Origin of the sequence: Streptomyces sp. CA-278952, from assembly GCF_028747205.1 — a bacterium.
Taxonomy (GTDB): domain Bacteria; phylum Actinomycetota; class Actinomycetes; order Streptomycetales; family Streptomycetaceae; genus Streptomyces.
Genome location: NZ_CP112880.1, coordinates 6,523,124 through 6,548,977, shown reverse-complemented (window position 1 = coordinate 6,548,977; position 25,854 = coordinate 6,523,124). Strand labels below are relative to the sequence as shown.

The 25,854-nt window shown below is 72.5% G+C and carries 24 protein-coding genes and 1 riboswitch; of the genes, 17 read left to right on the top strand and 7 right to left on the bottom strand.

The annotated features are described in order from the left end of the window. The first annotated feature begins 274 nt into the window (after positions 1–274). The 7 genes from N7925_RS28975 to N7925_RS28945 all read left to right on the top strand — a co-directional run bounded on the left by N7925_RS28975 (position 275) and on the right by N7925_RS28945 (position 8,934). Complete coding sequence (locus N7925_RS28975) at positions 275–1,537, top strand: inorganic phosphate transporter (protein WP_265602348.1); 1,263 nt, start codon at positions 275–277, stop codon at positions 1,535–1,537. Between the two features lie 12 nt (positions 1,538–1,549). Next, entirely contained in the window at positions 1,550–1,780 is a 231-nt protein-coding gene (locus N7925_RS28970; protein ID WP_265602347.1) for a hypothetical protein, read from the top strand. A 151-nt stretch (positions 1,781–1,931) separates the two neighbouring features. Continuing rightward, positions 1,932–2,061: riboswitch (cobalamin riboswitch) on the top strand. A gap of 137 nt (positions 2,062–2,198) precedes the next feature. After that, positions 2,199–3,170 (top strand): cobalamin biosynthesis protein, encoded by a 972-nt coding sequence (locus N7925_RS28965; protein ID WP_274345629.1) that lies wholly within the window; start codon positions 2,199–2,201, stop codon positions 3,168–3,170. A gap of 49 nt (positions 3,171–3,219) precedes the next feature. Next, positions 3,220–4,938, top strand: coding sequence for a cobyric acid synthase (locus tag N7925_RS28960; RefSeq protein WP_274345628.1), 1,719 nt, complete (start codon positions 3,220–3,222; stop codon positions 4,936–4,938). Beyond that, positions 4,935–6,989, top strand: a complete 2,055-nt coding sequence (locus tag N7925_RS28955; protein WP_274345627.1) for a putative cobaltochelatase — start codon at positions 4,935–4,937, stop codon at positions 6,987–6,989. Before N7925_RS28960 ends, N7925_RS28955 begins: the two co-directional genes overlap by 4 nt. Further along, positions 6,989–7,588 (top strand): cob(I)yrinic acid a,c-diamide adenosyltransferase, encoded by a 600-nt coding sequence (gene cobO / locus N7925_RS28950; RefSeq protein ID WP_255385297.1) that lies wholly within the window; start codon positions 6,989–6,991, stop codon positions 7,586–7,588. The genes N7925_RS28955 and cobO overlap by 1 nt, the downstream gene beginning before the upstream one ends. Next, complete coding sequence (locus N7925_RS28945) at positions 7,582–8,934, top strand: cobyrinate a,c-diamide synthase (protein ID WP_274345626.1); 1,353 nt, start codon at positions 7,582–7,584, stop codon at positions 8,932–8,934. The genes cobO and N7925_RS28945 overlap by 7 nt, the downstream gene beginning before the upstream one ends. 56 nt (positions 8,935–8,990) lie before the next feature. Here the strand turns inward: N7925_RS28945 and N7925_RS28940 are convergent, their stop codons facing one another. Next, entirely contained in the window at positions 8,991–9,722 is a 732-nt protein-coding gene (locus N7925_RS28940) for a ZIP family metal transporter (RefSeq protein WP_018957698.1), read from the bottom strand. Between the two features lie 163 nt (positions 9,723–9,885). Here N7925_RS28940 and cobC point away from each other — a divergent pair, with 163 nt between their 5' ends. Then, the gene (gene cobC, locus N7925_RS28935; protein ID WP_274345625.1) at positions 9,886–11,487 is read left to right on the top strand and encodes an Rv2231c family pyridoxal phosphate-dependent protein CobC; all 1,602 of its coding nucleotides are present in this window, start codon (positions 9,886–9,888) and stop codon (positions 11,485–11,487) included. A 57-nt stretch (positions 11,488–11,544) separates the two neighbouring features. Here the strand turns inward: cobC and N7925_RS28930 are convergent, their stop codons facing one another. Together N7925_RS28930 and N7925_RS28925 are read right to left on the bottom strand one after the other, a co-directional pair. Beyond that, positions 11,545–12,522, bottom strand: a complete 978-nt coding sequence (locus N7925_RS28930) for an SCO1860 family LAETG-anchored protein (protein WP_274345624.1) — start codon at positions 12,520–12,522, stop codon at positions 11,545–11,547. A 368-nt stretch (positions 12,523–12,890) separates the two neighbouring features. Further along, the gene (locus N7925_RS28925) at positions 12,891–13,991 is read right to left on the bottom strand and encodes an amidohydrolase family protein (RefSeq protein ID WP_274345623.1); all 1,101 of its coding nucleotides are present in this window, start codon (positions 13,989–13,991) and stop codon (positions 12,891–12,893) included. Positions 13,992–14,068: 77 nt separating this feature from the next. Between N7925_RS28925 and N7925_RS28920 the strand changes: the two genes are divergently transcribed. The 7 genes from N7925_RS28920 to N7925_RS28890 all read left to right on the top strand — a co-directional run bounded on the left by N7925_RS28920 (position 14,069) and on the right by N7925_RS28890 (position 20,479). Then, a complete protein-coding gene (locus N7925_RS28920; protein ID WP_265602339.1) occupies positions 14,069–15,175 on the top strand; it encodes a pyridoxal-phosphate-dependent aminotransferase family protein in 1,107 nt (368 codons plus the stop codon). 308 nt (positions 15,176–15,483) lie between these two features. Continuing rightward, positions 15,484–16,014: a diaminobutyrate acetyltransferase gene (ectA, locus tag N7925_RS28915; protein WP_274345622.1), complete on the top strand. Its 531-nt coding sequence runs from the start codon at positions 15,484–15,486 to the stop codon at positions 16,012–16,014. A 158-nt stretch (positions 16,015–16,172) separates the two neighbouring features. Further along, positions 16,173–17,435, top strand: a complete 1,263-nt coding sequence (gene ectB, locus N7925_RS28910) for a diaminobutyrate--2-oxoglutarate transaminase (protein ID WP_265602337.1) — start codon at positions 16,173–16,175, stop codon at positions 17,433–17,435. A 90-nt stretch (positions 17,436–17,525) separates the two neighbouring features. Continuing rightward, positions 17,526–17,924 (top strand): ectoine synthase, encoded by a 399-nt coding sequence (locus N7925_RS28905; RefSeq protein ID WP_003969937.1) that lies wholly within the window; start codon positions 17,526–17,528, stop codon positions 17,922–17,924. A 6-nt stretch (positions 17,925–17,930) separates the two neighbouring features. Next, complete coding sequence (gene thpD, locus N7925_RS28900; RefSeq protein ID WP_265602336.1) at positions 17,931–18,824, top strand: ectoine hydroxylase; 894 nt, start codon at positions 17,931–17,933, stop codon at positions 18,822–18,824. A 101-nt stretch (positions 18,825–18,925) separates the two neighbouring features. Continuing rightward, positions 18,926–19,933 carry a VOC family protein gene (locus N7925_RS28895; RefSeq protein WP_265602335.1) on the top strand — a complete coding sequence of 336 codons (1,008 nt, stop codon included), beginning with the start codon at positions 18,926–18,928 and terminating at the stop codon, positions 19,931–19,933. 93 nt (positions 19,934–20,026) lie between these two features. After that, a complete protein-coding gene (locus tag N7925_RS28890; RefSeq protein ID WP_265602334.1) occupies positions 20,027–20,479 on the top strand; it encodes a MarR family winged helix-turn-helix transcriptional regulator in 453 nt (150 codons plus the stop codon). A gap of 16 nt (positions 20,480–20,495) precedes the next feature. Here the strand turns inward: N7925_RS28890 and N7925_RS28885 are convergent, their stop codons facing one another. From N7925_RS28885 to N7925_RS28870, 4 genes are all read right to left on the bottom strand, one after another. Next, the gene (locus tag N7925_RS28885; RefSeq protein ID WP_265602333.1) at positions 20,496–21,554 is read right to left on the bottom strand and encodes an aminotransferase class V-fold PLP-dependent enzyme; all 1,059 of its coding nucleotides are present in this window, start codon (positions 21,552–21,554) and stop codon (positions 20,496–20,498) included. A 90-nt stretch (positions 21,555–21,644) separates the two neighbouring features. Continuing rightward, positions 21,645–22,361: a DsbA family oxidoreductase gene (locus N7925_RS28880; protein ID WP_274345621.1), complete on the bottom strand. Its 717-nt coding sequence runs from the start codon at positions 22,359–22,361 to the stop codon at positions 21,645–21,647. Between the two features lie 180 nt (positions 22,362–22,541). Further along, positions 22,542–23,153, bottom strand: a complete 612-nt coding sequence (locus N7925_RS28875) for a DUF1349 domain-containing protein (RefSeq protein WP_274345620.1) — start codon at positions 23,151–23,153, stop codon at positions 22,542–22,544. Further along, entirely contained in the window at positions 23,150–24,670 is a 1,521-nt protein-coding gene (locus N7925_RS28870) for an aldehyde dehydrogenase (NADP(+)) (RefSeq protein WP_274345619.1), read from the bottom strand. The genes N7925_RS28875 and N7925_RS28870 overlap by 4 nt, the downstream gene beginning before the upstream one ends. Before the next feature lie 210 nt (positions 24,671–24,880). Here N7925_RS28870 and N7925_RS28865 point away from each other — a divergent pair, with 210 nt between their 5' ends. Together N7925_RS28865 and N7925_RS28860 are read left to right on the top strand one after the other, a co-directional pair. After that, positions 24,881–25,651 carry an IclR family transcriptional regulator gene (locus N7925_RS28865; protein WP_265602329.1) on the top strand — a complete coding sequence of 257 codons (771 nt, stop codon included), beginning with the start codon at positions 24,881–24,883 and terminating at the stop codon, positions 25,649–25,651. Further along, a complete protein-coding gene (locus tag N7925_RS28860; protein WP_274345618.1) occupies positions 25,651–25,785 on the top strand; it encodes a hypothetical protein in 135 nt (44 codons plus the stop codon). The genes N7925_RS28865 and N7925_RS28860 overlap by 1 nt, the downstream gene beginning before the upstream one ends. Positions 25,786–25,854 lie beyond the last annotated feature (69 nt).

Genomic DNA, 25,854 nt, shown 5'->3' with positions numbered 1-25,854 from the left:
GCGAGCGTAGGGGTCAAGAGGCGCAACCGGAACGTCACATGACAGGTGACGGAGGTCTCTTCCGGGTGCCGAACAACCGTTCAAAATGTTCGCCAACTAGTGGCAGAGGGCAGCCCACGCCCCGCCCCTCAGACATCACGCAGCCCCCTCCACGGACAAGCGGAGGCAACACACTCCGTTTGGGGTCACCGCAATGCCCTGCTCAGTTCATCTTCCGTTCATCCAGGTTGCCTACGGTCCACGTGCCACTGACGTCGAACGATTGCCTGGGTAAATGGAACACATCACGCTGCTGCTTGCGATTGTGGTCGTGACAGCTCTCGTGTTCGATTTCACGAACGGTTTCCACGACACCGCCAACGCGATGGCGACCACCATCTCGACCGGCGCCCTGAAACCCAAGACAGCGGTGGCGATGTCCGCCGTTCTCAACCTGATCGGCGCGTTCCTGTCGGTGGAGGTCGCCAAGACGATCTCCGGCGGGATCGTCAACGAGGACGGCATCAGAACCGAGGTCATCTTCGCGGCGCTCGTCGGCGCCATCCTGTGGAATCTCCTGACCTGGCTGGTCGGCCTGCCCTCCAGCTCGTCCCACGCCCTGTTCGGCGGTCTGATCGGCGCCGCGGTCATGTCGGCCGGCTGGTCCTCGATCAACGGCGGCACCGTCGTCACCAAGGTGCTGCTCCCGGCGATCGCCGCCCCGCTGGTCGCCGGCCTCGCCGCGATGCTGGCCACGCGACTGACGTACCGGATCAACCGGAACGTCACCGACGAGGGCCAGCTGAAGTCGACGGCCAAGGGCTACCGGACCGGACAGATCGCCTCCGCCGGTCTCGTCTCGCTCGCCCACGGCACCAACGACGCACAGAAGACGATGGGCATCATCACGCTGGCCCTGGTCACCAGCGGCGTCCTCGCCCCTGGCTCCAACCCGCCGCTGTGGGTCATCGTCTCCGCCGGTGTGGCCATCGCGCTCGGCACCTACCTCGGCGGCTGGCGCATCATCCGCACGATGGGCAAGGGGCTGACCGACCTCCAGCCGCCGCAGGGCTTCGCCGCTCAGACCAGTGCTGCGACGGTCATCCTGGCCTCCTCGCACCTCGGCTTCTCCCTCTCCACCACCCAGTCCTGCTCCGGCGCCGTCATGGGCGCGGGCCTCGGCCGCAAGGGGGGCGTGGTCCGCTGGTCCACCGCCACCCGGATGTTCGTCGCCTGGGGGCTGACGCTCCCGGCGGCCGGTCTGATCGGCGCGGGCGCCGAGTTCCTGACCAAGCAGGGTCCCTGGGGCATCGCCGTCACGGCGGTCATCCTGGTGGGCGGTTCGTTCGCCATCTGGGTGGCCTCACGCCGTCAGCCGGTGGACCACACCAACGTCAACGACACGGACGGGGAGGGCGAGCCCCAGGGCGTCGTCACCACCGCCATGGCGGCGGTCCAGCCGCCGCCCATCGGCGGCCCTGCCGCCGACCTCGCAACCGCCGTCCCGGCCCCGGCCCCGTCGCCCGACGACCCGGCCCGGCCGCCGGCCAAGGTGTAAGGACAGATCCGCATGAAAATCGACTGGGCAGCTCTCGCCTCCGTGTTCGGTGTCAGCCTCGTGGTCACCGTCGCGCTGGTCGGCCTCTTCACCCTGGGCATCGTCGCCCTCTCCAAGCAGTCCGCCACGGCCGGAAGCAGCGCCTCCGGAGGGTCGGTCGCGCTGGCGCGCACCGGCGCGTACGCCTGCTTCGCGGCGTGCGTGGCGGCGGTCGCGTACGGGATCTACCTGATCGTCGCCTGACCCCGTACCCCGCACTCTCTCGGGCCGGACACACCCTCGTGTGTCCGGCCCGATGTGCGTCTGCGCACAGTGGAGCCTCGCAGGTCAACAGCGAGTTGACGGTTGTTCGCGGGGCGTGGTGGACTGCCGGAGCCATTTACGGCGACAGCAGAGGAAGCCGGTGCGAATCCGGCGCGGTCCCGCCACTGTCACCGGGGAGCGCTCCCCCACACCGGAACGTCACGGCCCGCTCACGTGGGCTGGAAGGCCGGGGGAACCGCGGATCCGGAAGCCAGGAGACTCTCGTCGCCGGTCACGTCGAACCAGGGCGCGGACCCTGAGTGAGGACAACGCCATGCCCGGCCGCCGTGCGCCGCTTCCCATGCCCCCCACGTCAGGCCCTCGCGCCGGAACATCTCTCCCCGCGACCGGCTGAGCCGTGCGTGCCGACCGCGTTTTCGCGTACGGCGCCACGGCCGGGATGATCGCCGACGCCTTGCTCGGCGACCCCCGCCGGGGCCACCCCGTCGCCGGATTCGGCCGCGCCGCCGCGCGGGTGGAGTCCCTGCTGTGGCGAGACGACCGGGGCCGGGGCACGCTGCACACCCTCGTCTGCGCCGGAGGCGCCGTGGGGGCCGCCGCGCTGACCGCGCGCGCCGTGCGGGGGCGCCCCGCGCTCGCCGTCGCGCTCACCGCCGCCACCGCCTGGTCCGTCGTCGGGGGAACGTCGCTGGGGCGGGAGGCCCGCGCGATCGGCGGCGCCCTGGCCGCCGGTGACCTGGAGGTGGCGCGGGAGCGGCTGCCGCACCTGTGCGGCCGCGATCCGCACTCCCTGGACGGTCCGGGCATCGCCCGCGCGGTCGTCGAGTCGGTCGCCGAGAACACCTCGGACGCCGTCGTCGGCGCGCTGGTGTGGGGGGCGATCGGCGGGGTGCCGGGGCTCGTCGGCTTCCGGGCGGTGAACACGCTCGACGCGATGGTCGGCCACAAGTCGCCCCGCTACCGCCGTTACGGCTGGGCCTCGGCCCGCCTGGACGACCTCGCGGGATGGCCCGGCGCCCGGCTGACGGCCGCCCTGGCCGTGGCGGGCGGCGGGCGGCCCCGGGAGGCCGTACGCGCCTGGAGGGCGGACGCGGGGCGTCACCCGAGCCCGAACGCGGGGCCGGTGGAGGCCGCGTTCGCGGGGGCGCTCGGCGTACGGCTGGGCGGGACCTTGGCGTACGCGGGGCGCGTCGAGCACCGGCCGGTGCTGAACGGGGCGTCCGGGCGGGACGTGCGGGGCGCGGACATCGAACGCGCGGTACGGCTGTCGCGCCGGGTGAGCACGCTGGCCCTCGGCGTGTGCGTGGCGGGGCGGATGGTCGTGGGACGCGTGGTCGCGGGGCGGTCGTCGACAGGACGGAAGCGGTGACGGTCATGAACGGTCCGGCACGGAACGCGGTACGGGAACGGGAGCGGGCATGAGCGGCGGGCTGCTGGTCGCGGGGACCACATCGGACGCGGGCAAGAGCGTCGTCACGGCGGGCATCTGCCGGTGGCTGGTGCGCCGGGGCGTGAAGGTCGCGCCCTTCAAGGCCCAGAACATGTCCCTGAACTCCTTCGTGACCCGCCAGGGCGCGGAGATCGGGCGGGCCCAGGCGATGCAGGCGCAGGCCGCCCGGGTGGAGCCGACGGCGCTGATGAACCCGGTGCTGCTGAAACCCGGCAGCGACCGGTCCAGCCAGGTCGTGCTGATGGGCAAGCCGGTGGGAGAGATGAGCGCCCGGGGCTACCACGGAGGGCGGCAGGAAACGCTGCTCGGGACGGTGACGGGCTGTCTGGAGGAGCTGAGGTCGGCCTACGACGCCGTGATCTGTGAAGGCGCCGGGTCCCCGGCCGAGATCAATCTGCGGCGCACGGACATCGTGAACATGGGAATCGCACGGGCCGCGCAGTTCCCCGTCCTGGTGGTGGGGGACATCGACCGGGGCGGCGTCTTCGCGTCGTTCTTCGGGACGACGGCGCTGCTGGGACCCGAGGACCAGGCGCTGGTCGCGGGGTATCTGGTGAACAAGTTCCGGGGCGACGTCTCACTCCTGGAGCCGGGCCTGGACATGCTGTACGGGCTGACCGGGCGGCGGACGTACGGGGTGCTGCCCTACGCCCACGGGCTCGGTATCGACGAGGAGGACGGCCTGCGGGTGTCCCTGCGGGGTGCGGTCCGGGAGTCGGTCGTGGCTCCCCCGCACGGCGAGGACGTGCTGCGGGTGGCGGTCTGCGCCGTGCCGCTGATGTCGAACTTCACGGACGTGGACGCGCTGGCCGCCGAACCGGGCGTCGTCGTGCGGTTCGTGGACCGGGCGGAGGAGCTGGCCGACGCGGACCTGGTGATCGTGCCCGGGACGCGCGGCACGGTGAAGGCGCTGGCCTGGCTGCGCGAGCGGGGCCTCGCGGACGCGCTGGTGCGGAGGGCCGCGGAGGGCCGGCCGGTGCTGGGGATCTGCGGCGGGTTCCAGGTGCTCGGCGAGCGGATCGAGGACGAGGTGGAGTCGCGGGCCGGCGTCGTGGACGGGCTCGGGCTGCTGCCGGTGCGCGTCCGCTTCGACCGGGACAAGACGCTGGCCCGGCCGGTCGGTACGGCGCTGGGCGAGCCGGTGGAGGGGTACGAGATCCACCACGGGGTGGCCGACGTGCGGGGCGGGGAGCCGTTCCTCGACGGGTGCCGGGTGGGGGCGGTGTGGGGGACGCACTGGCACGGGTCGCTGGAGAGCGACGCGTTCCGGCGGCGGTTCCTGGTGGAGGTGGCCAGGGCCGCCGGGCGGCGGTTCGTGCCGGCGCCGGACACGAGTTTCGGGGTGTTGCGGGAGGAGCAGCTGGATCGGCTGGGGGATCTGGTGGAGGAGCACGCGGACACGGACGCGTTGTGGCGGTTGATCGAGAAGGGTGCGCCTGCGGGGTTGCCGTTCGTGCCGCCGGGGGCGCCGGCCCTGCCGGGGGCCGACGCGGGTGCGGGTGCGGGTGGTTCGGCGAGCCGGGGCGCTGCCCCGGACCCCGCTCCTCAATCGCCGGAGGGGCTTGAGATGGCCGGGTCCGCTGAAGCAAGGCCCGCCCAGGGTCTTGAAATTGCCCGGTCCGCTGACGCAAAGCCCCAAGGGCTCGGGGAAGCAGCTGTTGTCCATGTCGACCAGGAGGCCAAGTGAGTACGCCGTATCCCTTCACCGCGATCGTCGGGCAGGACGACCTGCGGCTCGGGCTGTTGCTGAACGCGGTCAGTCCGGCTGTCGGCGGGGTGCTCGTGCGGGGCGAGAAGGGGACCGCCAAGTCCACCGCCGTGCGCGCGCTCGCCGCCCTCATGCCGGAGGTCTCCGTCGTACCGGGGTGCCGGTTCTCCTGTGACCCCGGCTCCCCCGATCCGGCGTGTCCCGACGGGCCGCACGCGGAGGCCGCCGGTGTGTCGCGGGCCGCGCGGACCGTGGAGCTGCCCGTCGGCGCGTCCGAGGACCGGCTCGTGGGGGCGCTGGACATCGAGCGGGCGCTGTCGGAGGGCGTGAAGGCGTTCGAGCCGGGGCTGCTGGCCGACGCGCACCGCGGGATCCTGTACGTCGACGAGGTCAACCTGCTCCACGACCACCTGGTGGACCTGCTGCTGGACGCGGCGGCCATGGGTGCCTCGTACGTCGAGCGCGAGGGCGTCTCCGTACGGCATGCGGCACGGTTCCTGCTGGTCGGCACGATGAACCCGGAAGAGGGCGAGCTGCGGCCGCAGTTGCTGGACCGGTTCGGACTGACCGTCGAGGTGGCCGCGTCGCGGGACACCGACGAACGGGTCGAGGTCGTGCGGCGCAGGCTCGCGTACGACGACGACCCCGAGGGGTTCGCCGCGCGCTGGGCCGGGGAGGAGAGCGCCCTGCGGGAGCGCATCGCCGCCGCGCGCGCCCTGCTGCCCCGCGTCGTGCTCGGTGACGGCGTGTTGCGGCAGACCGCCGCGACCTGTGCCGCGTTCGAGGTCGACGGGATGCGGGCCGACATCGTGATGGCCCGTACCGCGACCGCGCTGGCCGCCTGGGCGGGCCGGGAGGAGGTCACCGCCGACGATGTGCGGCAGGCCGCTCTCCTCGCGCTCCCCCACCGGCGTCGCCGCAACCCGTTCGACGCACCCGGGCTGGACGAGGACAAGCTCGACCAGACCCTGGACGAGGCCGCTCCGCAGGAGAGCGACGACGGTGGCGACCAGCCCGATCCCGATCCCGATCCCGACGGCGGCGGGGACGATGACGGCGGTGGTGGCGGTGGTGTGCCGCCGCAGGCCGACGGAGACCGTACGCCGCCGCAGGGCGAGGGCGGCAGCGACAGCGGCACGCCGCCCGGGGCTCCCGAAGGCGGCCCCGACGCGCCCGGCCGCTCCACCGGGGCCGAGCAGCAGCCGGTGGCGTCCGCCGAGCCCTTCCGGACGAAGATGCTCAGCGTGCCGGGGCTCGGCGAGGGCGCTGCGGGACGGCGCTCCCGGGCCCGTACCGAGCACGGGCGTACGACCGGCGCCCGCCGCCCGCAGGGGTCGCTGACCAAGCTGCATCTGGCCGCGACCGTGCAGGCCGCCGCCCCGCACCAGCGGGCGCGCGGGCGCTCGGGGCGGGGGCTCGTGGTGCGCCGGGACGATCTGCGGCAGGCGACCCGGGAGGGGCGTGAGGGCAACCTCGTGCTGTTCGTCGTGGACGCGTCGGGCTCGATGGCGGCGCGGCAGCGGATGAGCGCGGTCAAGGGGGCCGTGCTGTCGCTGCTGCTGGACGCCTACCAGCGGCGGGACAAGGTCGGTCTGGTCACCTTCCGCGGCAAGGAGGCGGAGGTGGCACTGCCGCCGACCTCGTCCGTGGACGCGGCCGCCTCTCGTCTGGAGTCGCTGCCGACCGGGGGGCGTACACCGCTGGCCGCGGGGCTGCTCAAGGCTCATCACGTGCTGCGGGTGGAGCGGCTGCGCGATCCGTCGCGGCGGCCGTTGCTCGTCGTGGTGACGGACGGCCGGGCGACCGGCGGGCCGGAGCCGGTGGCGCTCGCGGGGCGGGCCGGGCGGCTGCACCGCTCGGAGGGGACGGCATCCGTCGTCGTGGACTGCGAGTCGGGGTACGTACGCCTCGGTCTCGCCGGGGAACTCGCCCGGGAACTGGGAGGCACCGCCGTCACGCTCGACGAGCTGCGGGCCGACTCGATCGCCGGGCTCGTCAAGGACGTCACCGCAGCCGGGAGGGCCGCTTAATGCCACAGGGACAGCCGACATCGGTGCCGGACGACGGACTCACCACCCGTCAGCGGCGCAACCGCCCGCTCCTGTTCGTCCACACGGGCATCGGCAAGGGCAAGTCGACGGCCGCCTTCGGGCTCGCGTTGCGGGCCTGGAACCAGGGCTGGCCGATCGGGGTGTTCCAGTTCGTGAAGTCCGCGAAGTGGAAGGTCGGCGAGGAGAACGCGCTGAAGGTCCTCGGAGCGAGCGGCGAGGGCGGCACCGTCGACTGGCACAAGATGGGCGAGGGCTGGTCCTGGGTCCAGCGCGACGGTCAGCTGGACAACGAGGAGAAGGCCCGCGAGGGCTGGGAGCAGGTGAAGCGCGACCTGGCGGCCGAGACGTACAAGCTCTACGTGCTCGACGAGTTCGCCTACCCGATGCACTGGGGCTGGATCGACACCGACGAGGTCGTCGAGGTGATGCGGAACCGGCCCGGCACCCAGCATGTGGTGATCACCGGCCGCAACGCGCCGGACAAGCTGATCGACGCCGCCGACCTGGTGACCGACATGTCGAAGGTCAAGCACCCGATGGACGCGGGGCAGAAGGGCCAGAGGGGCATCGAGTGGTAAATGTGCCCCGTCTGGTCATCGCCGCCCCGGCCTCCGGCAGCGGCAAGACCACCGTCGCCACCGGTCTGATGGCCGCCTTCGCCGCGCGCGGGCTCGCCGTCTCCCCGCACAAGGTGGGGCCGGACTACATCGATCCGGGTTATCACTCGCTGGCGACGGGACGCCCCGGCCGCAATCTCGACGCGTACATGTGCGGGACGGATCTGATCGCCCCGCTGTTCGCGCACGGGTCGGCGGGGTGCGACCTCGCCGTGGTCGAGGGCGTGATGGGGCTGTACGACGGCGCATCGGGGCAGGGGGAGCTGGCGTCCACCGCGCAGGTGGCGAAGCTGCTGCGCGCGCCCGTGGTGCTGGTGGTGGACGCCTCCTCGCAGTCCCGTTCGGTGGCGGCCCTGGTGCACGGGTTCGCCTCCTGGGACCCCGAGGTCCGGATCGGCGGGGTGATCCTGAACAAGGTGGCATCGGACCGGCACGAGGCGCTGCTGCGGGACGCGTTGGACGAGTCGGGGCTGCCGGTCCTGGGCGTGCTGCGGCGGGCGCCTCAGGTCGCCACGCCCTCGCGCCATCTGGGGCTGGTCCCGGTGGCCGAGCGGGGCTCCGAAGCGGTGGACGCCGTGGCGGCGATGGGCGAGCGGGTGCGCGCCGGGTGCGACCTGGACGCGCTGATGGCGCTGGCGCGGACCGCGCCGGCGCTGCCGGACGAGACGTGGGAGCCGGAGTACGCCCGGAGGGCCGGCGCTGAGAGGCCCGTCGTGGCCGTGGCCGGCGGTGCGGCGTTCACCTTCGCGTACGCGGAGCACGCCGAGCTGCTGACGGCGGCCGGCGCGGAGGTCGTGGTCTTCGACCCGCTGCGGGACGAGAAGCTGCCGGGGGGCACGGCGGGGCTCGTCATCGGCGGCGGGTTCCCGGAGATGTACGCCCCCGAGCTGTCGGCCAACGAGCCGTTGCGGCGGGCGGTCACGGAACTGGCCCTGAGCGGCGCCCCGGTGGCGGCCGAGTGCGCGGGGCTGCTGTATCTGGCGCGGGAGCTGGACGGGAAGCCCATGTGCGGGGTGCTGGACGCCGAGGCCCGGATGTCCGAGCGGCTCACGCTCGGGTACCGGCAGGCGGTGGCCGTGTCGGACAGTGCGCTGGCGGTGGCGGGGACCCGGATGCGCGGCCATGAGTTCCACCGCACGGTGCTGGAGCCGGGGGCGGGGACCACGCCCGCCTGGGGCATGCACCAGCCGGAGCGGCGGGTCGAGGGGTACGTCCAGCGGGGCGTTCACGCGAGCTATCTGCACACCCACTGGGCCGCGTCGCCCGGGGTGGCCCGGCGGTTCGTCGAGCACTGCCGGGCGCGGTGAACCCACCGTCCGGGGGGCGCGCCCGTCGTGACGGGGCGCTCGGGCGTACGCGTGGCTCACTCCGCGATGCCGACGACCAGCCAGATGAAGCCCACGCCCCCGATGGTGCAGAGAAGGGTGGAGCGGGCGGGATGGGTGTGGTGCGCCTCGGGAAGGATCTCCGCAGCGGCCAGGTAGAGCAGCGCTCCGCCGAAGAAGCCGAGATAGCCGCCGAGCAGTTCCTCCGGAAGGGTGAACAGCAGCGTCGTCGCGGCGCCCACGACCGGTGCCGCGGCGGCCGCGAACAGCATCAGGAGCGCCTTGCGACGGGCGTTCCCGTAAAGACTGGTGAGGGTGTACGTGTTGAATCCGTCGGCGAAGTCATGACTGATCACCGCCAGCGCGACGGCCACGCCCATGGAGCCGCTGACCTGGAAGGCGGCGCCCAGCGCGATGCCGTCCATCAGACTGTGGACGACCATCGCGGCGGCCGCCGTCAGCCCCACCTGCGGCACGCGGTCGCCGTGGTGGCCGCTCGCCCCGTGTGCCACCTGGCGTCCGGCGAGCAGCCGCTCCACCAGATGGGCCGCCAGGAAGCCGCCGACGAACAGCAGCAGGGCGGCGGGGACCCCGAACACCGGTGTGCCCGCCGCCTCGATCGCCTCCGGCAGGAGGTCGAGTCCGACCACGCCGAGCATCAGCCCGCCCGCGAGGCCGAGCACCAGGTGACGGCGGTCGGTGACGCGTTGCGCGACCCAGCCGCCGGCCAGAGTCATCAGGAACGCGCCGAGCGCGACGAACACCGCCATGGGGCCTTGCTAGCCGATCGGGGCCTCTCTCCGCATCTCAGGGTGTCCTTACCGGCGGCGTCCGCCGTACCCCTCCCACCGCCTGTTTCCGTATACGGAACGGCTCCGCCGCCTCCTCCCCCGCACCACCGGGACGTATGACCTGAAAGGCAGGACTCCGCCGATGACCGGAGCATCCGTCGGCACCGGACCGGAGTCCGGGGCCCGCAGTCTGGTGGTGGGGGTCGGCGCACGCCGGGGCGCCCCCGGCGATGTGGTGTTCGCCCTGATCGAGGCGGTGTTGAGCGGGGCGGGGCTGGACGCGGCGGACGTGCTGGAGGTGGCGACGGTTGACGCCAGGGCGGACGAGCCGGGGATCGTGGGGGCGGCGGCCCGGCTGGGGGTGCCGCTGCGGACCCATCCGGCCGGGGCGCTGGCCGCCGTCCGGGTGCCGCACCCCTCGGGCACGGTGGACGCCGCGGTGGGGACCCCGTCGGTCGCGGAGGCGGCGGCGCTGATCGACGCGGACGAACTGGTGGTGCCGAAGACCCGCGCCCCGGGCGGGAAGGCCACCGGCAGGGGAATGGCGACCTGCGCGGTGGCCCGCCGGTTTCCGGCGGTCGCCGGGACTTTCGAGGTTTCCGGGAGGAAAACTTCCACCTCACCGGTGACGTCGGGCTCCCACCCGTTCACCATGGCTGCCATGAATCCCCCCACGCGGAACATCGAGAGCGCAGGGCCTGACCTGCGCCACCACGGCGACGCGGAGGTGCGCGGCTTGAATCTGACCGATCTCGCCGTGAACGTCCGCACCCACACCCCCCCGGAGTGGCTGCGCGAGCGGATAGCCGCATCGCTCACCTCGCTGGCCTCCTACCCGGACGGGTCATCCGCCCGTGCCGCGGTCGCCGGCCGGCACGGGGTGCCGGTGGAACGGGTGCTGCTGACGGCGGGCGCGGCCGAGGCGTTCGTCCTGATCGCCCGTGCCCTTCCGGCCCGTTCTCCGGTCGTGGTGCATCCTCAGTTCACCGAGCCGGAGGCGGCTCTGCGGGCGGCCGGGCACGGGGTGGGCCGGGTGCTGCTGCGCGCCGAGGACGGATTCCTGCTCGACCCGGAGGCGGTGCCCGCGGAGGCCGACCTCGTGGTGATCGGCAACCCGACGAACCCGACGTCCGTGCTGCACCCGGCGGCGCTGCTGGAGCGGTTGGCGCGGCCGGGGCGGACGTTGGTGGTCGACGAGGCGTTCATGGACGTCGTGCCGGGCGAGGCAGAGGCGCTGTGCGACCGGACGGACATCCCGGGGCTCGTGGTGCTGCGCAGCCTCACCAAGACGTGGGGGCTCGCCGGGCTGCGGATCGGTTATGTCCTGGCCGCTCCGGAGACCGTGGCGCTGCTCGCCGAGGCGCAGCCGCTGTGGCCGGTGTCGTCCCCGGCGCTGGCGGCGGCGGAGGCCTGCATGGAGCCGAGGGCGCTGGTGGAGGCGGCCGAGGCGGCGGACCGGATCGAGGTGGACCGGGCCCATCTGCTCGCCGGGCTGGCCGAATTCAGCGAGGTGGAGGTGGTGGACGCGGCCCGGGGGCCGTTCGTCCTGGTGCGTCTCGAGCGGGCGGCGGAGGTCCGGGAGCGGTTGCGGCTGCTGGGCTTCGCGGCGCGGCGCGGGGACACGTTCCCGGGGCTGGGGCCGCAGTGGCTGCGGCTCGCGGTCCGCGACCGGGCCACGACCAATCGTTTCCTCCAGGCTCTGGACCAGGCCGTGCAGGCGCTGCCCGCGAGATCGGGGCGCTGAGGGGCGCGGCGGGGCGGGGGCGGCGTCCGCCGTGCGAACGCCGCCCCCTTACCCGTATCAGCTCTGGCTGCTGCCACGCCTGCGGGCCAGCACCGTCGCGCCCGCGCCGACGGCCAGGAGCAGGGCCGCTCCGCCCGCGATGTACGGGGTGGTGGAGCTGCCGCCGGTCTCGGCGAGGTTGGCCTCGGTGGGGGCGGTGCCGGTGTCGGAGCCGGTCTGCGTCTTCACGTCGCCGCCGCTCGTGCCACCGTCGCCGCCGGTGGAACCGCCGTCCGTGGAGCCGGGCTCCTCAGGGGTCTTGGGCTCCTCGGGGGTCTTCGGCGCCTTCGGGGTCTCGCAGGTCGCCTCGGCGAGGGTGACCTCGCCCTCCACCTCGGCGACGTTGAGATTCAGCGGGTTGACCGAGACCTTGAGCTGGAGCGCCGTCGCGGCCGCCGTGCGCTCGGTGGTGACCGTCTTGGAGAGGTCGAGGGAGACCTCGCCGACGCCCGGCACCGTCACCCGGGTCGGTCCGCCCGCGGAGAGCGTGACCTTCTTGCCGAGCACCGCGACGTGGCCGAGCACGTTCGACTCGGCGACGGGCTTCTCGCCGGTCTCGCAGACCGCCTTGGAGGTGACCTTCTCGACCTCGATGAGCGAGAGCACCGGCAGTCCGGGCACATGGATTTTGGCCTTCGCCAGGTTGGTGTAGCCCTCGGCCCTGTGCTCGTCGACGGTGGCGTTCGCGGTGGCCACGTCGGCGCGCAGGACGCTGACCGGGGCTCCGCCTTCCACCCCGTCCACGTTCACGCTGAGCGCGGTCTTCCGGGCGCTGGCCGGGGCCGTCACCTCGTTGAGCGTGACCTTGAGGGGCACCTGGACGGACTTGTTGAGGAGCGAGACGTCGAGCCCGGTACGGAGCACGACCGCGCTCGCCCTGCCCTCGCCGCCGGTGGTGGGCGTCGCCGGGGCTGCGTGCGCGGGGACGACGGCAAGCAGGGCGACGGGGCCGGCGGCGACCGCCAGGGCGGCGAGACGGAAGGTGTTGCTGTTCAAGATGGTGGAACCCCCACAAGAGACATGGAGCCACCGGCACAGTCCAATGGGGGACATCGCCTGCGCCGGTGGCCTCGACTCCGTGAATCTTTACGCACTGAGGGTGAACTGGCGGACACCTGGCGTGAGTTCACCCCAAAGGGGGGTTTCCGCGTGCATATTCGAATCTTTCGGCACGTGCGTTCGCCGGTGTCACCCGTTCCACCCGTTTCACCCGGCGCGAGCCGTACGGAGTGCGCTCGCGCCGGAGCCTGCGCAGAGGTGCATCAACGAGTCCGGGACCGCGTCCGTCACTGCTCGTCAACGCAGCACGTCACTGCTCGTCAACGCAGCACGTCACTGCTCGTCAACACAGCACCGCGCCGCTCTCAGCCGATCACCCGCCCGTTCAGCACGATGTGCCGGGGGGCCGCCAGCACCCGGACGTCCGCGCGCGGGTCCTCGTCGTACACGACCAGGTCCGCCGGAGCGCCCTCCTCCAGCGCCGGGCGCCCCAGCCAGCGCCTGGCCCCCCACGTCGTGGCGGAGAGGGCCTCCAGGGGCGGGATGCCCGCCTTGACCAGCTCGGCGACCTCGCCCGCGACCAGGCCGTGTGCCAGGGAGCCGCCCGCGTCGGTGCCGACGTAGACGGGGATCCCCGCGTCGTACGCGGCGCGCACGGTGTCGTAGCGGCGGTCGTACAGCTGCCGCATATGGGCCGACCAGCGGGGGAATTTGGCCTCGCCGCCCGCCGCGAGGTCGGGGAAGGTGGCGATGTTCACCAGCGTCGGGACGATCGCGACCCCCCGCTCGGCGAAGAGCGGGATGGTGTCCTCGGTGAGGCCGGTGGCGTGCTCGACGCAGTCGATGCCCGCCTCCACCAGGTCGGTGAGCGACTCCTCGGCGAAGCAGTGCGCGGTGACGCGGGCGCCCAGCCGGTGCGCCTCGGCGATGGCCGCCTCGACCTCGCCGCGCGGCCAGCAGGCGGTCAGATCGCCGGCGTCGCGGTCGATCCAGTCCCCCACCAGCTTGACCCAGCCGTCCCCCCGCCGGGCCTCCCGGGCCACGTACGCGACGAGGTCGCCGGGCTCGATCTCATGGGCGTAGTCGCGGATGTAGCGGCGGGTCCTGGCGATGTGACGGCCGGCCCTGATGATCTTCGGCAGGTCCTCGCGGTCGTCGATCCACCGGGTGTCGGAGGGCGATCCGGCGTCCCGGATCAGCAGGGTTCCGGCCTCCCGGTCGGTGAGCGCCTGCTTCTCGGCGGTCGCCGCGTCGACCGGGCCGTGCCGGTCCAGGCCCACGTGGCAGTGCGCGTCGACCAGGCCGGGCAGCGCCCACCCCCTGACCGTCACCGCGCCGTCGGCGCCGGGCGGCCGCTCGTAGGTGATCCGCCCGTCCACGGCCCACAGCTCGTCCCGCACCTCGTCCGGGCCGACGAGCACCCGGCCCTTCACCCGCAGCACCCGCTGCTCCTCCTGATCACTCATACGCGGCACTGTACGAGGCCGTCGGTAGGCTGCCTGTGCGATTCCGACCGTCGAACGATCCCGAAGAGAGCCCCACCGTGACGCACCCCTTCCTCGACCTTCCCCCGCTCACCGCCGACCGCTTCGCGGCGATCGAGCGACGCGTGGCCCGGCTCCTCGCAACGGAGCAGGACGTCGTCATCACCCAGGGCGAGGCGCTGCTGCCGCTGGAGGGCTGCATCCGCGGCGGCGCGCGGCCCGGCTCGACCGCGCTCAACGTCGTCACCGGACCGTACGGGCAGACCTTCGGCAACTGGCTTCGGGACTGCGGCGCGGAGGTCGTCGACCTCACGGTGCCCTTCCACGCCGCGGTCACCGCCGACCAGGTCGCCGAGGCGTTCGCCGAGCACCCGGGGATCGACTTCGTCTCGCTGGTGCACGCGGAGGCGGCGACCGGCAACACCAATCCGGTCGCGGAGATCGGCGAGGTGGTCCGGGCGCACGGCGCGCTGTTCATGCTGGACGCGGTCGCCTCGGTGGGCGCCGAGCCGCTGCTGCCGGACGCCTGGGGCGTCGACCTGTGCGTCATCGGCGCGCAGAAGGCCATGGGCGGGCCCGCCGGGGTGTCGGCGGTGTCGGTGAGCGAGCGGGCGTGGGAGCGGATCGCCGCCAACCCGGCCGCCCCGCGCCGCTCCTACCTCTCGCTCCTGGACTGGAAGGAGCGCTGGATCGACGGTGGCCGGACGGCGCTGCCGCACGCCCCGGCGCAGCTGGAGATGCTGGGCCTGGAGGCCTGCGTGGCGCGGATCGAGGACGAGGGCCTGGACACGGTGACGGCCCGCCACGCCTCGGCCGCCGCGGCGACCCGGGCCGGGGCGGTGGCCCTGGGCGGCGGGCTGGAGCCGTACGTCCACGAGGCCCGGGACGCGGCCCCGGTGGCGACGACGCTGCGCGCGCCGGCGGGGACGGACGCGGCCGTGCTGGTCGCGGAGGCGCTGGCGGCGGACCCCGCGCTGCCGCTCGTCGCGGGTGGCGGGGCGCTGTCCAAGGAGATGATCCGGGTCAACCATTACGGGGCGGAGGCGACGCGGGGCGCGGTGCTGTCCTCGCTCGCGGCTCTGGGTGCGGTGCTGGCCGACGCGGGCCTGCCGGTCGATATCGAGGCTGCCCGGCGGGCTGTTTCGGAAACCTGGCCGAGCCTCTGATATTCATCATGCGGAAAGCTGCTTTATTAAAAGCAGCTTCCCACATTCTTCTGCCCGCTTTTCCGTCACCTAAACGGGCCAGTTTTTTCCGGCCTCGAACTTCATAATTCGGACACATCTCACGAGAGTTACAACCCTGTGACCGACCGCACAAGAGCGGCGTTATGCCCGATTAATTCGGGACAAAGTGTAGAAATTTGTACCCAGATCGAGGGCGCCCTCACGCACGCCTGATAACACATGAGGGCTCTTCACCCAACCCTCTACGTCGATGCAATTTCGAAATTTGCTGGGTAAATTCAATGCGCATGACCGCCGCACCAGCAGATTTTGCCCGTGCCCGAAGCGAATTCCTCAGTATCGATGCGCCACGAGTGGAGGACGGAGCCGCGATCTGGCGCATAGCCCGCGACTCCGAGGTCCTGGACCTGAACTCCTCGTACAGCTACCTGCTGTGGTGCCGTGACTTCGCCGCGACCTCAGCCGTCGCCCGTGGCGAGAACGGCGAGCCCATCGCCTTCGTGACGGGCTACATCAGGCCCGACCGCCCCCAGACCCTCGTCGTCTGGCAGGTGGCCGTCGACCAGGCCCACCGCGGCAAGGGACTGGCCGCCGCTCTGCTGGACGCACTGACCGCCCGGGTCGCCGCCGACCAGGGCCTGGCGTCCGTGGAGACGACGGTCACGCCGGACAACACCGCCTCCGACCGGCTGTTCACGTCCTACGCCCAGCGCCACGACGTCGCGCTGGAGAAGGAAGTGCTCTTCGACGGCGCGCTGTTCCCCGAAGAGACGCACCTGCCCGAGGTGCTCTACCGGATAGGCCCGTTCGCCACCTGAGCCGCCCCGGCCACCGCACTCCGGCGTACTCGACCCGTACGCCCGGACCCACCGACTTTTCGCGCCGTCCGACCACTCGGCGCGGTCCCGGCCGCATCCGTGCGGCGGGGAGCACTCGACCACTGTCCGTCACACCCCCCTCACGCAGGAGATCAGCTGTGACCATCACCCCGCCCGCCCTGAGCGTCTTCGAGACTCTGGAGTCCGAGGTACGGAGCTACTGCCGCGGCTGGCCCGCCGTGTTCGACCGCGCGCAGGGCGCCCGGCTGACCGACGAGGACGGCCACTCCTACCTGGACTTCTTCGCCGGGGCCGGCTCCCTCAACTACGGCCACAACAACCCGGTGCTGAAACGAGCACTGATCGACTACATCGAGCGCGACGGCATCACCCACGGCCTGGACATGGCGACCACCGCCAAGCGCGCGTTCCTCGAGACCTTCCAGAACGTGATCCTCCGCCCCCGCGACCTCCCCTACAAGGTGATGTTCCCCGGCCCGACCGGCACCAACGCCGTCGAATCGGCACTGAAACTGGCCCGCAAGGTCAAGGGCCGCGAGTCCGTCGTCTCCTTCACCAACGCCTTCCACGGAATGTCGCTCGGCTCGCTCGCCGTGACCGGCAACGCCTTCAAGCGGGCCGGAGCCGGCATCCCGCTGGTGCACGGCACCCCGATGCCGTTCGACAACTACTTCGACGGCACGGTCCCCGACTTCCTCTGGTTCGAGCGACTGCTGGAGGACCAGGGCTCCGGCCTCAACAAACCCGCCGCCGTGATCGTGGAAACGGTCCAGGGCGAGGGCGGCATCAACGTCGCCCGCGCCGAATGGCTGCGAGCACTGCAGGAACTGTGCCACCGCCAGGACATGCTGCTGATCGTCGACGACATCCAGATGGGCTGCGGCCGTACCGGCGGCTTCTTCTCCTTCGAGGAAGCCGGCATCGTCCCCGACATCGTCACGCTGTCGAAGTCCATCAGCGGCTACGGCATGCCCATGTCCCTCTGCCTGTTCAAGCCCGAACTGGACATCTGGGAGCCGGGCGAACACAACGGCACCTTCCGCGGCAACAACCCGGCCTTCGTCACCGCCGCCGCCGCACTGGACGCCTACTGGGCCGACGGCCAGATGGAGAAGCAGACCCTCGCCCGCGGCGAACAGGTCGAACAGACGCTGCTGGCCATCTGCGCCGAGGAGCCGACCGCGCAGTTCCGCGGCCGGGGCCTGGTGTGGGGCATGGAGTTCGAGGACCCGGCGCGCGCCTCCGCGGTCTGCGCCCGCGCCTTCCAGCTGGGGCTCCTGCTGGAGACCTCGGGCCCGCAGAGCGAGGTCGTCAAGCTGCTGCCGCCGCTGACCATCACCCCCGAAGAACTGGACGAGGGCCTGCGCACGCTGGCCCGCTGCGTCCGCGAAACGGCCTGACCCGGCACCGTCGGGGCAGGTGGAGAAGAAGAGGTCCCGGGCCGCGAGGCCCGGGACACTGTGGAGAGAAGAGAAAGGCAACCGTTCACCGTGATCGTCCGATCGTTCAGTGACATCGAGAACACCGACCGGCATGTGAAGTCCGCGTCCGGCACCTGGGAGAGCAAGCGCATCGTGCTCGCCAAGGAGAAGGTGGGCTTCTCGCTCCACGAGACCGTGCTGTACGCGGGCACGGAGACCTCGATGTGGTACGCGAACCACATCGAGGCGGTGCTGTGCACCGAGGGCGAGGCCGAGCTCACCAACGACGAGACCGGCGAGACGCACTGGATCACGCCCGGCACCATGTATCTGCTGGACGGCCACGAGCGGCACACCATGCGGCCCAAGACCGACTTCCGCTGCGTGTGTGTCTTCAACCCCCCCGTCACCGGACGGGAGGACCATGACGAGAACGGTGTCTACCCACTGCTGACCGAGGAGGCCTGAACCACCATGACCACCGAAGTACGCGCCGATCTGTACCCCTCGCGCGGCGCCGCCGAGATGACCACTCCCCGCCAGGACCCGGTCATCTGGTCCGCGCCGGGCGCACCGGGCCCGGTCGCCGCCAAGGACCTCCAGGGATACGAGCACGACGGCTTCCTCACCGTCGACCAGCTCATCACCCCGGACGAGGTCGCCGTCTACCAGGCGGAGCTGAACCGGCTGATCTCCGATCCGGCGGTCCGCGCCGACGAGCGCTCGATCGTCGAGAAGCAGTCGCAGAACGTACGGTCCGTCTTCGAGGTCCACAAGATCAGCGAGGTCTTCGCCGGTCTGGTCCGCGACGAGCGGGTGGTGGGCCGGGCCCGCCAGATCCTCGGCTCGGACGTGTACGTCCACCAGTCCCGGATCAACGTCAAGCCGGGCTTCGGGGCCACGGGCTTCTACTGGCACTCGGACTTCGAGACCTGGCACGCGGAGGACGGTCTGCCGAACATGCGGACGGTGTCCGTGTCGATCGCGCTGACCGAGAACTTCGACACCAACGGCGGGCTGATGATCATGCCCGGTTCGCACAAGACGTTCCTCGGCTGCGCGGGCGAGACGCCGAAGGACAACTACAAGAAGTCGCTCCAGATGCAGGACGCGGGCACCCCGTCCGACGAGGCGCTGACGAAGATGGCCGACCGCCACGGCATCAGGCTCTTCACCGGCAAGGCCGGTTCGGCGACCTGGTTCGACTGCAACGCCATGCACGGCTCGGGCGACAACATCACCCCGTACGCGCGCAGCAACGTCTTCATCGTCTTCAACAGCGTGGAGAACACGGCGCAGGAGCCCTTCGCGGCTCCGATCCGCCGCCCCGAGTTCATCGGGGCACGGGACTTCACCCCGGTGAAGTAGCGGTCCGCACGGGCGAGCCAGGGCCGGGACGGGTACGCCGTCCCGGCCCTCTCCGCCTAACTCGTTGGACCGGGGCCGGGTCAGCGGAGAGAGTGTCCGCCATGACTTCCCATGTACGCCACATCACGATCGACTGCGCCGACGCCTACGCCCTCGGCGGTTTCTGGGCCCAGGTGCTCGGCGCGCCGCTCTCCGACGAGGACGCCCCCGGCGACCCGGAGGCGCTGGTCGAGGCCCCTGGCGCGGCGATCCTCTTCGTTCAGGTGGACGAGAGGAAACAGACCAAGAACCGCGTCCACCTGGACATCCAGCCGCAGGACCGCTCCCGGGACGAGGAGGTCGAACGGCTGCTCGCGCTCGGCGCGACTCTGGTCGGCGACCACCGCAAACCGAACGGGCGTGGCTGGGCGACGCTCGCCGACCCCGAGGGCAACGAGTTCTGCGTGGAGTGCTCCGCCGCCGAGCGTGCGGCGCTGTCCGGGACCCGGCTGCCGGTGACCGCCGACGATGTGACCTCGGCGGTGCGGCTCGCGGTGGACCTGCTGGCCGAGGCCCCGGCGGACCGCTGGGACGCGCCCGCGGGGAGCCTTGACTGGAGCTGCTGGGAGACGGTGGAGCACCTGAGCGACGATCTGTTCGCGTACGCCGTGCAGTTGGGCCCCCGTACGCCTCCGCTGGACCGCGACGTGCCCTACCGGTGGGCGCCCGAACGGCAGGGCGGACCCCACAACGCGGTCTTCGCCGACCGTGAGGCCGGCCCCGCCGGGCTGCTGGCCACGCTGGAGGCCAGCGGGGCGCTGCTGGCCTCGATGGCGCGGACGACGCCGCCCGAGGTGCGCTCGTACCACGGGTACGGGATCTCCGATCCGGAGGGCTTCGCCGCAATGGGCGTGGTGGAGACCCTGGTGCACACGTATGACCTCGCCGAGGGCCTGGGGCTGGCCTGGTCGCCGTCCCCGGCGCTCTGCGACCGGGTGCTGGCCCGGCTCTTCCCGGACGCCCCGGCGGGCGGCGACCGGTGGGCCGTACTGCTGTGGGCCACCGGTCGCGCCGAACTGCCGGACCACCCGCGCCGCACCTCGTGGCGGTGGGACGGGCGGCCGCGCTAGGTGTATTGAGCCGCAGCGTTGTTCACACGGCTGATGGGTGGCTGGCCGCCGAGTGCGGTGTGGCAGCCGTGGTGGTGTACGAACGCGTCGCCCATGGCGGCGCTCAGCGGACCCGTCAGCCACGCCGTGTCCCGGGTGGCCCGGCTGCACCGGTCCGCCGCGGGCAAGGCGCTCAAGGGGGTGGACCTCTCCCCGGGGCAGGAGTTGCTGATGATGCACCTGTGGGACCGGGGCGCGGTCCGCCAGACGGAGCTGATCAGGACCCTCGATCTGGCCCCGTCCACGGTCACGAAGATGCTCCAGCGGCTGGAGCAGACCGGGCATGTGCGCCGCCGCCCCGATCCGGCCGACCGGCGGGCCGTGCTGGTCGAGGCGACGGACGAGAGCTGCGCGCTGCACACCGCGGTCCGGGACGCCTGGGGCAGCCTGGAGGAGCAGACACTCGCGGGCCTCGAACCGGCCGAGCGCGCGGAGCTGATCCGGCTGCTGGCGAAGGTCGAGGAGAACCTCTGCCGGAAGACCGCGGACTGCCCGGACCGGTGCTGAGCCGCCCCCCTGCGGATCAGGCCAGGACCTCCAGCACCCGGTCCACGTCGGCCTCGGTGTTGTAGAGGTGGCAGGAGATCCGCAGATTTCCGGCCGGAGCGGAGACGGCGACACCCGCCTCCACCAGGTCGGGCTGCCGGCTCTCGAGACCCGGCACGGAGACGATCGCCGACTCCCCGGGAACGGTCTCGTGCCCGAGCTCCGCAAGACCCGCCCGCAGCCGGGCCGCGAGCCCGGTGGCGTGCGCGTACAGGGCGTCTGCCCCTACTTCACCGAGCAGCTCCAGGGAGTGCTCCGCCCCGTGGTACGAGAGGAAGGCGGGCGGCTCGTCGAAGCCGCGGGCGGTGGGGGCGAGCCGCTCCAGCGGTCCGTAGTTGCTCGTCCAGGGAGCACCGGCGGAGACCCAGCCGGCGAAGAGGGGCGGCAGGGTGTCCTGCGCCTCCTCGGTGACGGTCAGGAACGACGTACCGCGCGGGCAGAGCAGGAACTTGAAGCCGCCGGTCACGGTGTAGTCGTACGCCCCCGCCTCCAGCGGGAACCAGCCCGCCGCCTGGGTTCCGTCCAGCAGGGTCCGGGCGCCGTGCGCCGCGGCGGCCGTGCGGACGGCGGCGAGGTCGGCCACCCGGCCGTCGGCCGACTGCACGGCGGAGAAGGCGACGAGGGCGGTCGAGGGGCGTACGGCCCCGGCGAGCCCGTCGAGCGGCGCGTACCGCACGCGCAGATCACCGCGGAGTGCGAACGGGCTGACCACGGAGGAGAACTCGCCCTCGGGGCAGAGGACTTCGGCTCCCGGCGGCAGGGAAGCGGCGATCAGGCCGACGTGGACGGTGACGGAACTCCCGGTGGCGACCCGGTCCGGGTGGACCCCGGCGAGCCGGGCGAAGCCGGCCCGGGCGGCCTCCACCGCGTCGAAGCTGCCCGCCCCCACCCGGCGCCCCGCGGCGTTCTCGTCGGCCAGGGCCTTGACGGCGGCGATCGTCCGGCGGGGCAGCAGGCCCCAGCTGGAGGTGTTGAGGTAGGCGACTTCGGGGGCGAATTCGACGGCTGCCGCTTGGATGGGCGCGAGGATCGTCATGCGTCCACCCTGAAGCCCCCTTGACCCAAAGTCAATCACGTAGATCCAAGGGGGCACCAAAGGAATGCTTATAGACGGCTTCCGGGTGGCTCAGCCGCGCGGAACCTCGCAGGCCCCGTCCGCGTCGCAGGCCGCCGCCTCCCCGCCGACGGCGGTGAGGGCGGTGACGGCGCGGTCCTTCCAAGCCTGCTCCAGCGCCTGGACGAAGACCTCCGACGGCTGACCGCCGGAGATCCCGTACCGACGGTCGAGGACGAAGAACGGCACGGCGTTGGCGCCCAGTTCGGCCGCCTCGCGCTCGTCGGTGCGGACGTCGTCCGCGTACGCCTCCGGGTCGGCGAGCACCGCGCGGGCCTCGTCGGCGTCGAGTCCGGCCTCCACGGCGAGAGCCAGCAGCACCTCGTTGTCGAAGACGGACCGCTCCTCGGCGAAGTTCGCCCGGTAGGCGAGGGTCAGCAGCTCGTCCTGGCGGCCGCGGGCCTTGGCCAGGTGCAGCAGCCGGTGGAGGTCGAAGGTGGAGCCGTGGTCACGGCCCTCGGTGCGGTAGCCGAGCCCCTCGGCCTGCGCGTTGGCCGCGACGTTGGCCTCCATCGAGGCCGCCTCCTCGCGGCTGCGGCCGTACTTCTCGGCCAGCATGTCGATCACGAGCGCGGTGTCGCCCTTGGCCCGCGAGGGGTCGAGCTCGAAGGAGCGGTGCACCACCTCGACCTCGTCCCGGTGGGCGAACTCCGCGAGGCCCTTCTCGAAGCGGGCCTTGCCGATGTAGCACCACGGACAAGCGATGTCGCTCCAGATCTCGACGCGCATGACTCTTCTACTCTCCAGGGGTCGCGGGGGGCGCGGAGGGGCCTCCGCACAGGGTCAGTGGGTCGAACGCGAATCCGTACCGGGTGATTCCCGGATCTTCCCGCCCGCCCCTCCTCCCCACGACCACCGCGACCACCGCGACACCTTCATATCGCCCCCGTCACCGTCATGCCGCACCCCTCACCGCCCGTCGCGCAGGTCCTCCACTCCCCCGGCCAGGAACGCGATCCGGTCGAAGACCGCGCCGCAGCCCTCACCGGTGGGCGACTGCACCAGGAAGCCGGCGCGGGTGGCTGCCCGTTCCTTCTCCGTGCCGAGGGTGAAGAAGCGGACGAAGGTCCACCTCTCGCCGTCGGTGGAGGCGTGGAAGGCGTAGGCGCCGCCGGTGCGGCTGAGGCGGAGCCAGCAGACGCCCTCGTCCACGACGAAGGCGTTGGCGTCGTCGGAGTGGCCCCGGGTGACGACGGTGCAGACGGTCGGGAGGCCCGCGGAGTGCTCCAGGCAGAGCTTGGCCCACGCGCGGTCCCCGACGTGGAGGTACAGGGCGCCCGCGTCACCGAACGACAGCAGCCCCGGGCGCACCCGGGCCACCAGCCGGAAGTCGCCCTCCCCCACCGGTCCGAGCAGGCGCGGGGCGTCGGAGCCCGGCTCCAGGGAGTCGCCGGACGGGGGGACGAAGAGGTCCTGGCCGGGTCCGGCCCGGCCCGTCAGCACGCCGTCGGCGTGGGTCCAGCGTCCGTCGGGGCCCTCCGCGTCCAGGGCGAAGGGGAGGGCGTCCAGGTTCAGGCTCATGCGCGGCGTCCGTCCACCCGGCGGGGCAGGCCCAGCGGGTTGTCCTCGCGCAGCTCCGGCGGGAGGAGCGCCTCGGGGGTGGACTGGTACGTGACGGGGCGCAGCCAGCGTTCGATCGCCGTCGCGCCGACGGAGGTGGAGGTGGACGTGGAGGCCGGGTAGGGGCCGCCGTGGTGCTGGGCGGGGGCGACGGCGACGCCGGTCGGCCAGCCGTTGACGAGGATGCGCCCGGCGAGCGGGGTGAGCGCGGCCAGCAGACGCGCCGCGTCGGGGTCGTCGTCCTCGGTGGCGGTCCGGAGGGTGGCGGTGAGGTTCCCGGGCAGCCGGGCGAGGACGGCGGCGATCTCGTCGACGGACGCGTACCGGGCGATCACGGTGACCGGCCCGAAGCACTCCTCCAGCAACGCGTCGTGCGGGCCCTCGGCGGTCAGCCGGGCGGCCGGGACGGTGAGGAATCCGGCGGAGACGGTGTGCTCGCCGCCCGCGCCGGGGGTGACGGGCGCTCCGACGTCAGGCAGCGCGGCCCGCTCCCGTACGCCGGCGACGAAAGCGTCCCGCATGCGGTGGTCCAGCAGGACGCCTGATCCGGTGGAGCTGACCGTCTCGGTGAGCGTCTTGAGGAGCTGGTCGCCCGTCGCGCCCTCGGGGACCAGGACGAAGCCGGGCTTGGTGCAGAACTGGCCCGCGCCCAGGGTCATCGAGCCGCCGAGCCCGGCGCCGATCTCCCCGGCGCGCTCGGCGGCGGCCGCCGGGGTGACGACGACCGGGTTGAGGGAGCCGAGCTCGCCGTGGAAGGGGATGGGGGTGGGGCGGGCCGCGGCCGCGTCGAACAGGGCGCGTCCGCCGCGTACCGAGCCGGTGAAGCCGGCCGCGCTCACCAGCGGGTGGCGGACCAGCTCGACGCCCGCGTCGAAGCCGTGCACCAGGGTCACGATGTCCTCGGGCAGTCCGGTGCGGGCGGCGGCGCGGCGGAGGACCGAGGCGCAGAGTTCGGAGGTGGCCGGGTGGTCGGGGTGCGCCTTGACCACGACCGGGCAGCCGGCGGCGAGCGCGCTGGCCGTGTCGCCGCCGGGGACGGAGAAGGCGAGCGGGAAGTTGCTGGCCGCGTAGACGGCGACGACCCCGAGCGGGATCTTGTAGCGGCGCAGGTCGGGCCAGGGCGGGGTCCGGGAGTCGTCCTGGTGGTCGATGTGGACGTCGAGGTAGGCGCCTTCGTCCACGACCTCCGCGAACGCCCTCAACTGGGCTGCGGTACGGGCCAGTTCACCGGTGAGCCGGGCCGGGCCGAGGGCGGTCTCCGCGTCGGCCGCCTCGACGATGTGCTCACCGGACTCCTCCAGCAGTTCCGCCGCCGCCCGCAGGAACCCGGCGCGCGCCGCGCGGTCGGCGAGGGCGTCGCGGACGGCGTGGGCCGCCCGGACCGCCCGGTCGACCTCCGCGGCGGTGGCCTCCACCGCGACCTGCTCGCGCGGGTTCCCGGTTCGGGGGTCGACACTCCAGACTGGTGCTGCGCTCACCGTGATTCCTCCCGTGGTGCGACCGTCCTCCGGCCGAGTCCGGACGGCTTCGGCCGCACATCGGCAAGTGTTCGGTATTCTGAACGGAGTTCCTGAACGTGAATGTCCTCGGACTCTATTTCGGGGCGTTCCGTGTTGGCAATCGTGTGGCGGCTTTTCGGACGCCGACGCGGACGAGAAGTCGATGAGCTGGAGAAGGGGGCGTGGGCGATGTCGGTCGCCGAGTCCGGTGGGGCACAGGTCAAGTCCGCGGTACGGACCGTGGAGCTTCTCGAATACTTCGCGGGGCGGCCCGGCATGCACTCGCTGGCCGCCGTCCAGGAGGCCGTCGGCTATCCCAAGTCGAGCCTCTACATGCTGCTGCGCACCCTGGTGGAGCTGGGCTGGGTGGAGACGGACGCGACGGGCACCCGGTACGGGATCGGCGTCCGCGCCCTGCTGGTCGGCACGTCGTACATCGACGGCGACGAGGTCGTGGCCGCCGCCAGGCCCACCCTGGACAGGCTGTCCGACGACACCACGGAGACCATCCACCTGGCCCGCCTCGACGGGACGAACGTGGTCTACCTCGCCACCCGGCAGTCCCAGCACTATCTGCGCCCCTTCACCCGGGTCGGCCGCCGGCTGCCCGCGCACTCCACCTCGCTCGGCAAGGCGCTGCTGGCGACCCACAGCGACGAGCAGGTCCGCAAGATGCTGCCCGAGTCGCTGCCCGCGCTGACCGAGCACACCATCACGGACCGCGAGAAGCTCATCGACGAGCTGCGGCTGGTCCGCGAGCAGGGCTACGCGGTGGACCGCGAGGAGAACACCATCGGCCTGCGCTGCTTCGGCGTGGCGATCCCCTACCGGACGCCCGCGCGCGACGCGATCAGCTGCTCGGTGCCGGTCGCCCGGCTCACCCCCGGCCACGAACAGCTGGTGAAGGACGCCCTGTTCGACGCCCGGGACCGGCTCTCCCTGGCGACCCGGAGGCTCTGATGGCCGGGACAGCGCTGCGTCCGGTCGAGGACGGGGACCTGCCGCTGTTCTTCGCCTGGATGAGCGACCCGGAGCTTTCGCCCCCGGCCCGGGGCGAGGAGATCGGCGAGGTCCTGGTCACGCCGCACTGCTGAGACGGGCCCCCTCCCCCACGTGGCGGAGACGGATCGTCGCCGGGCAGGACGTGCGGGGCCGGCCGGCGC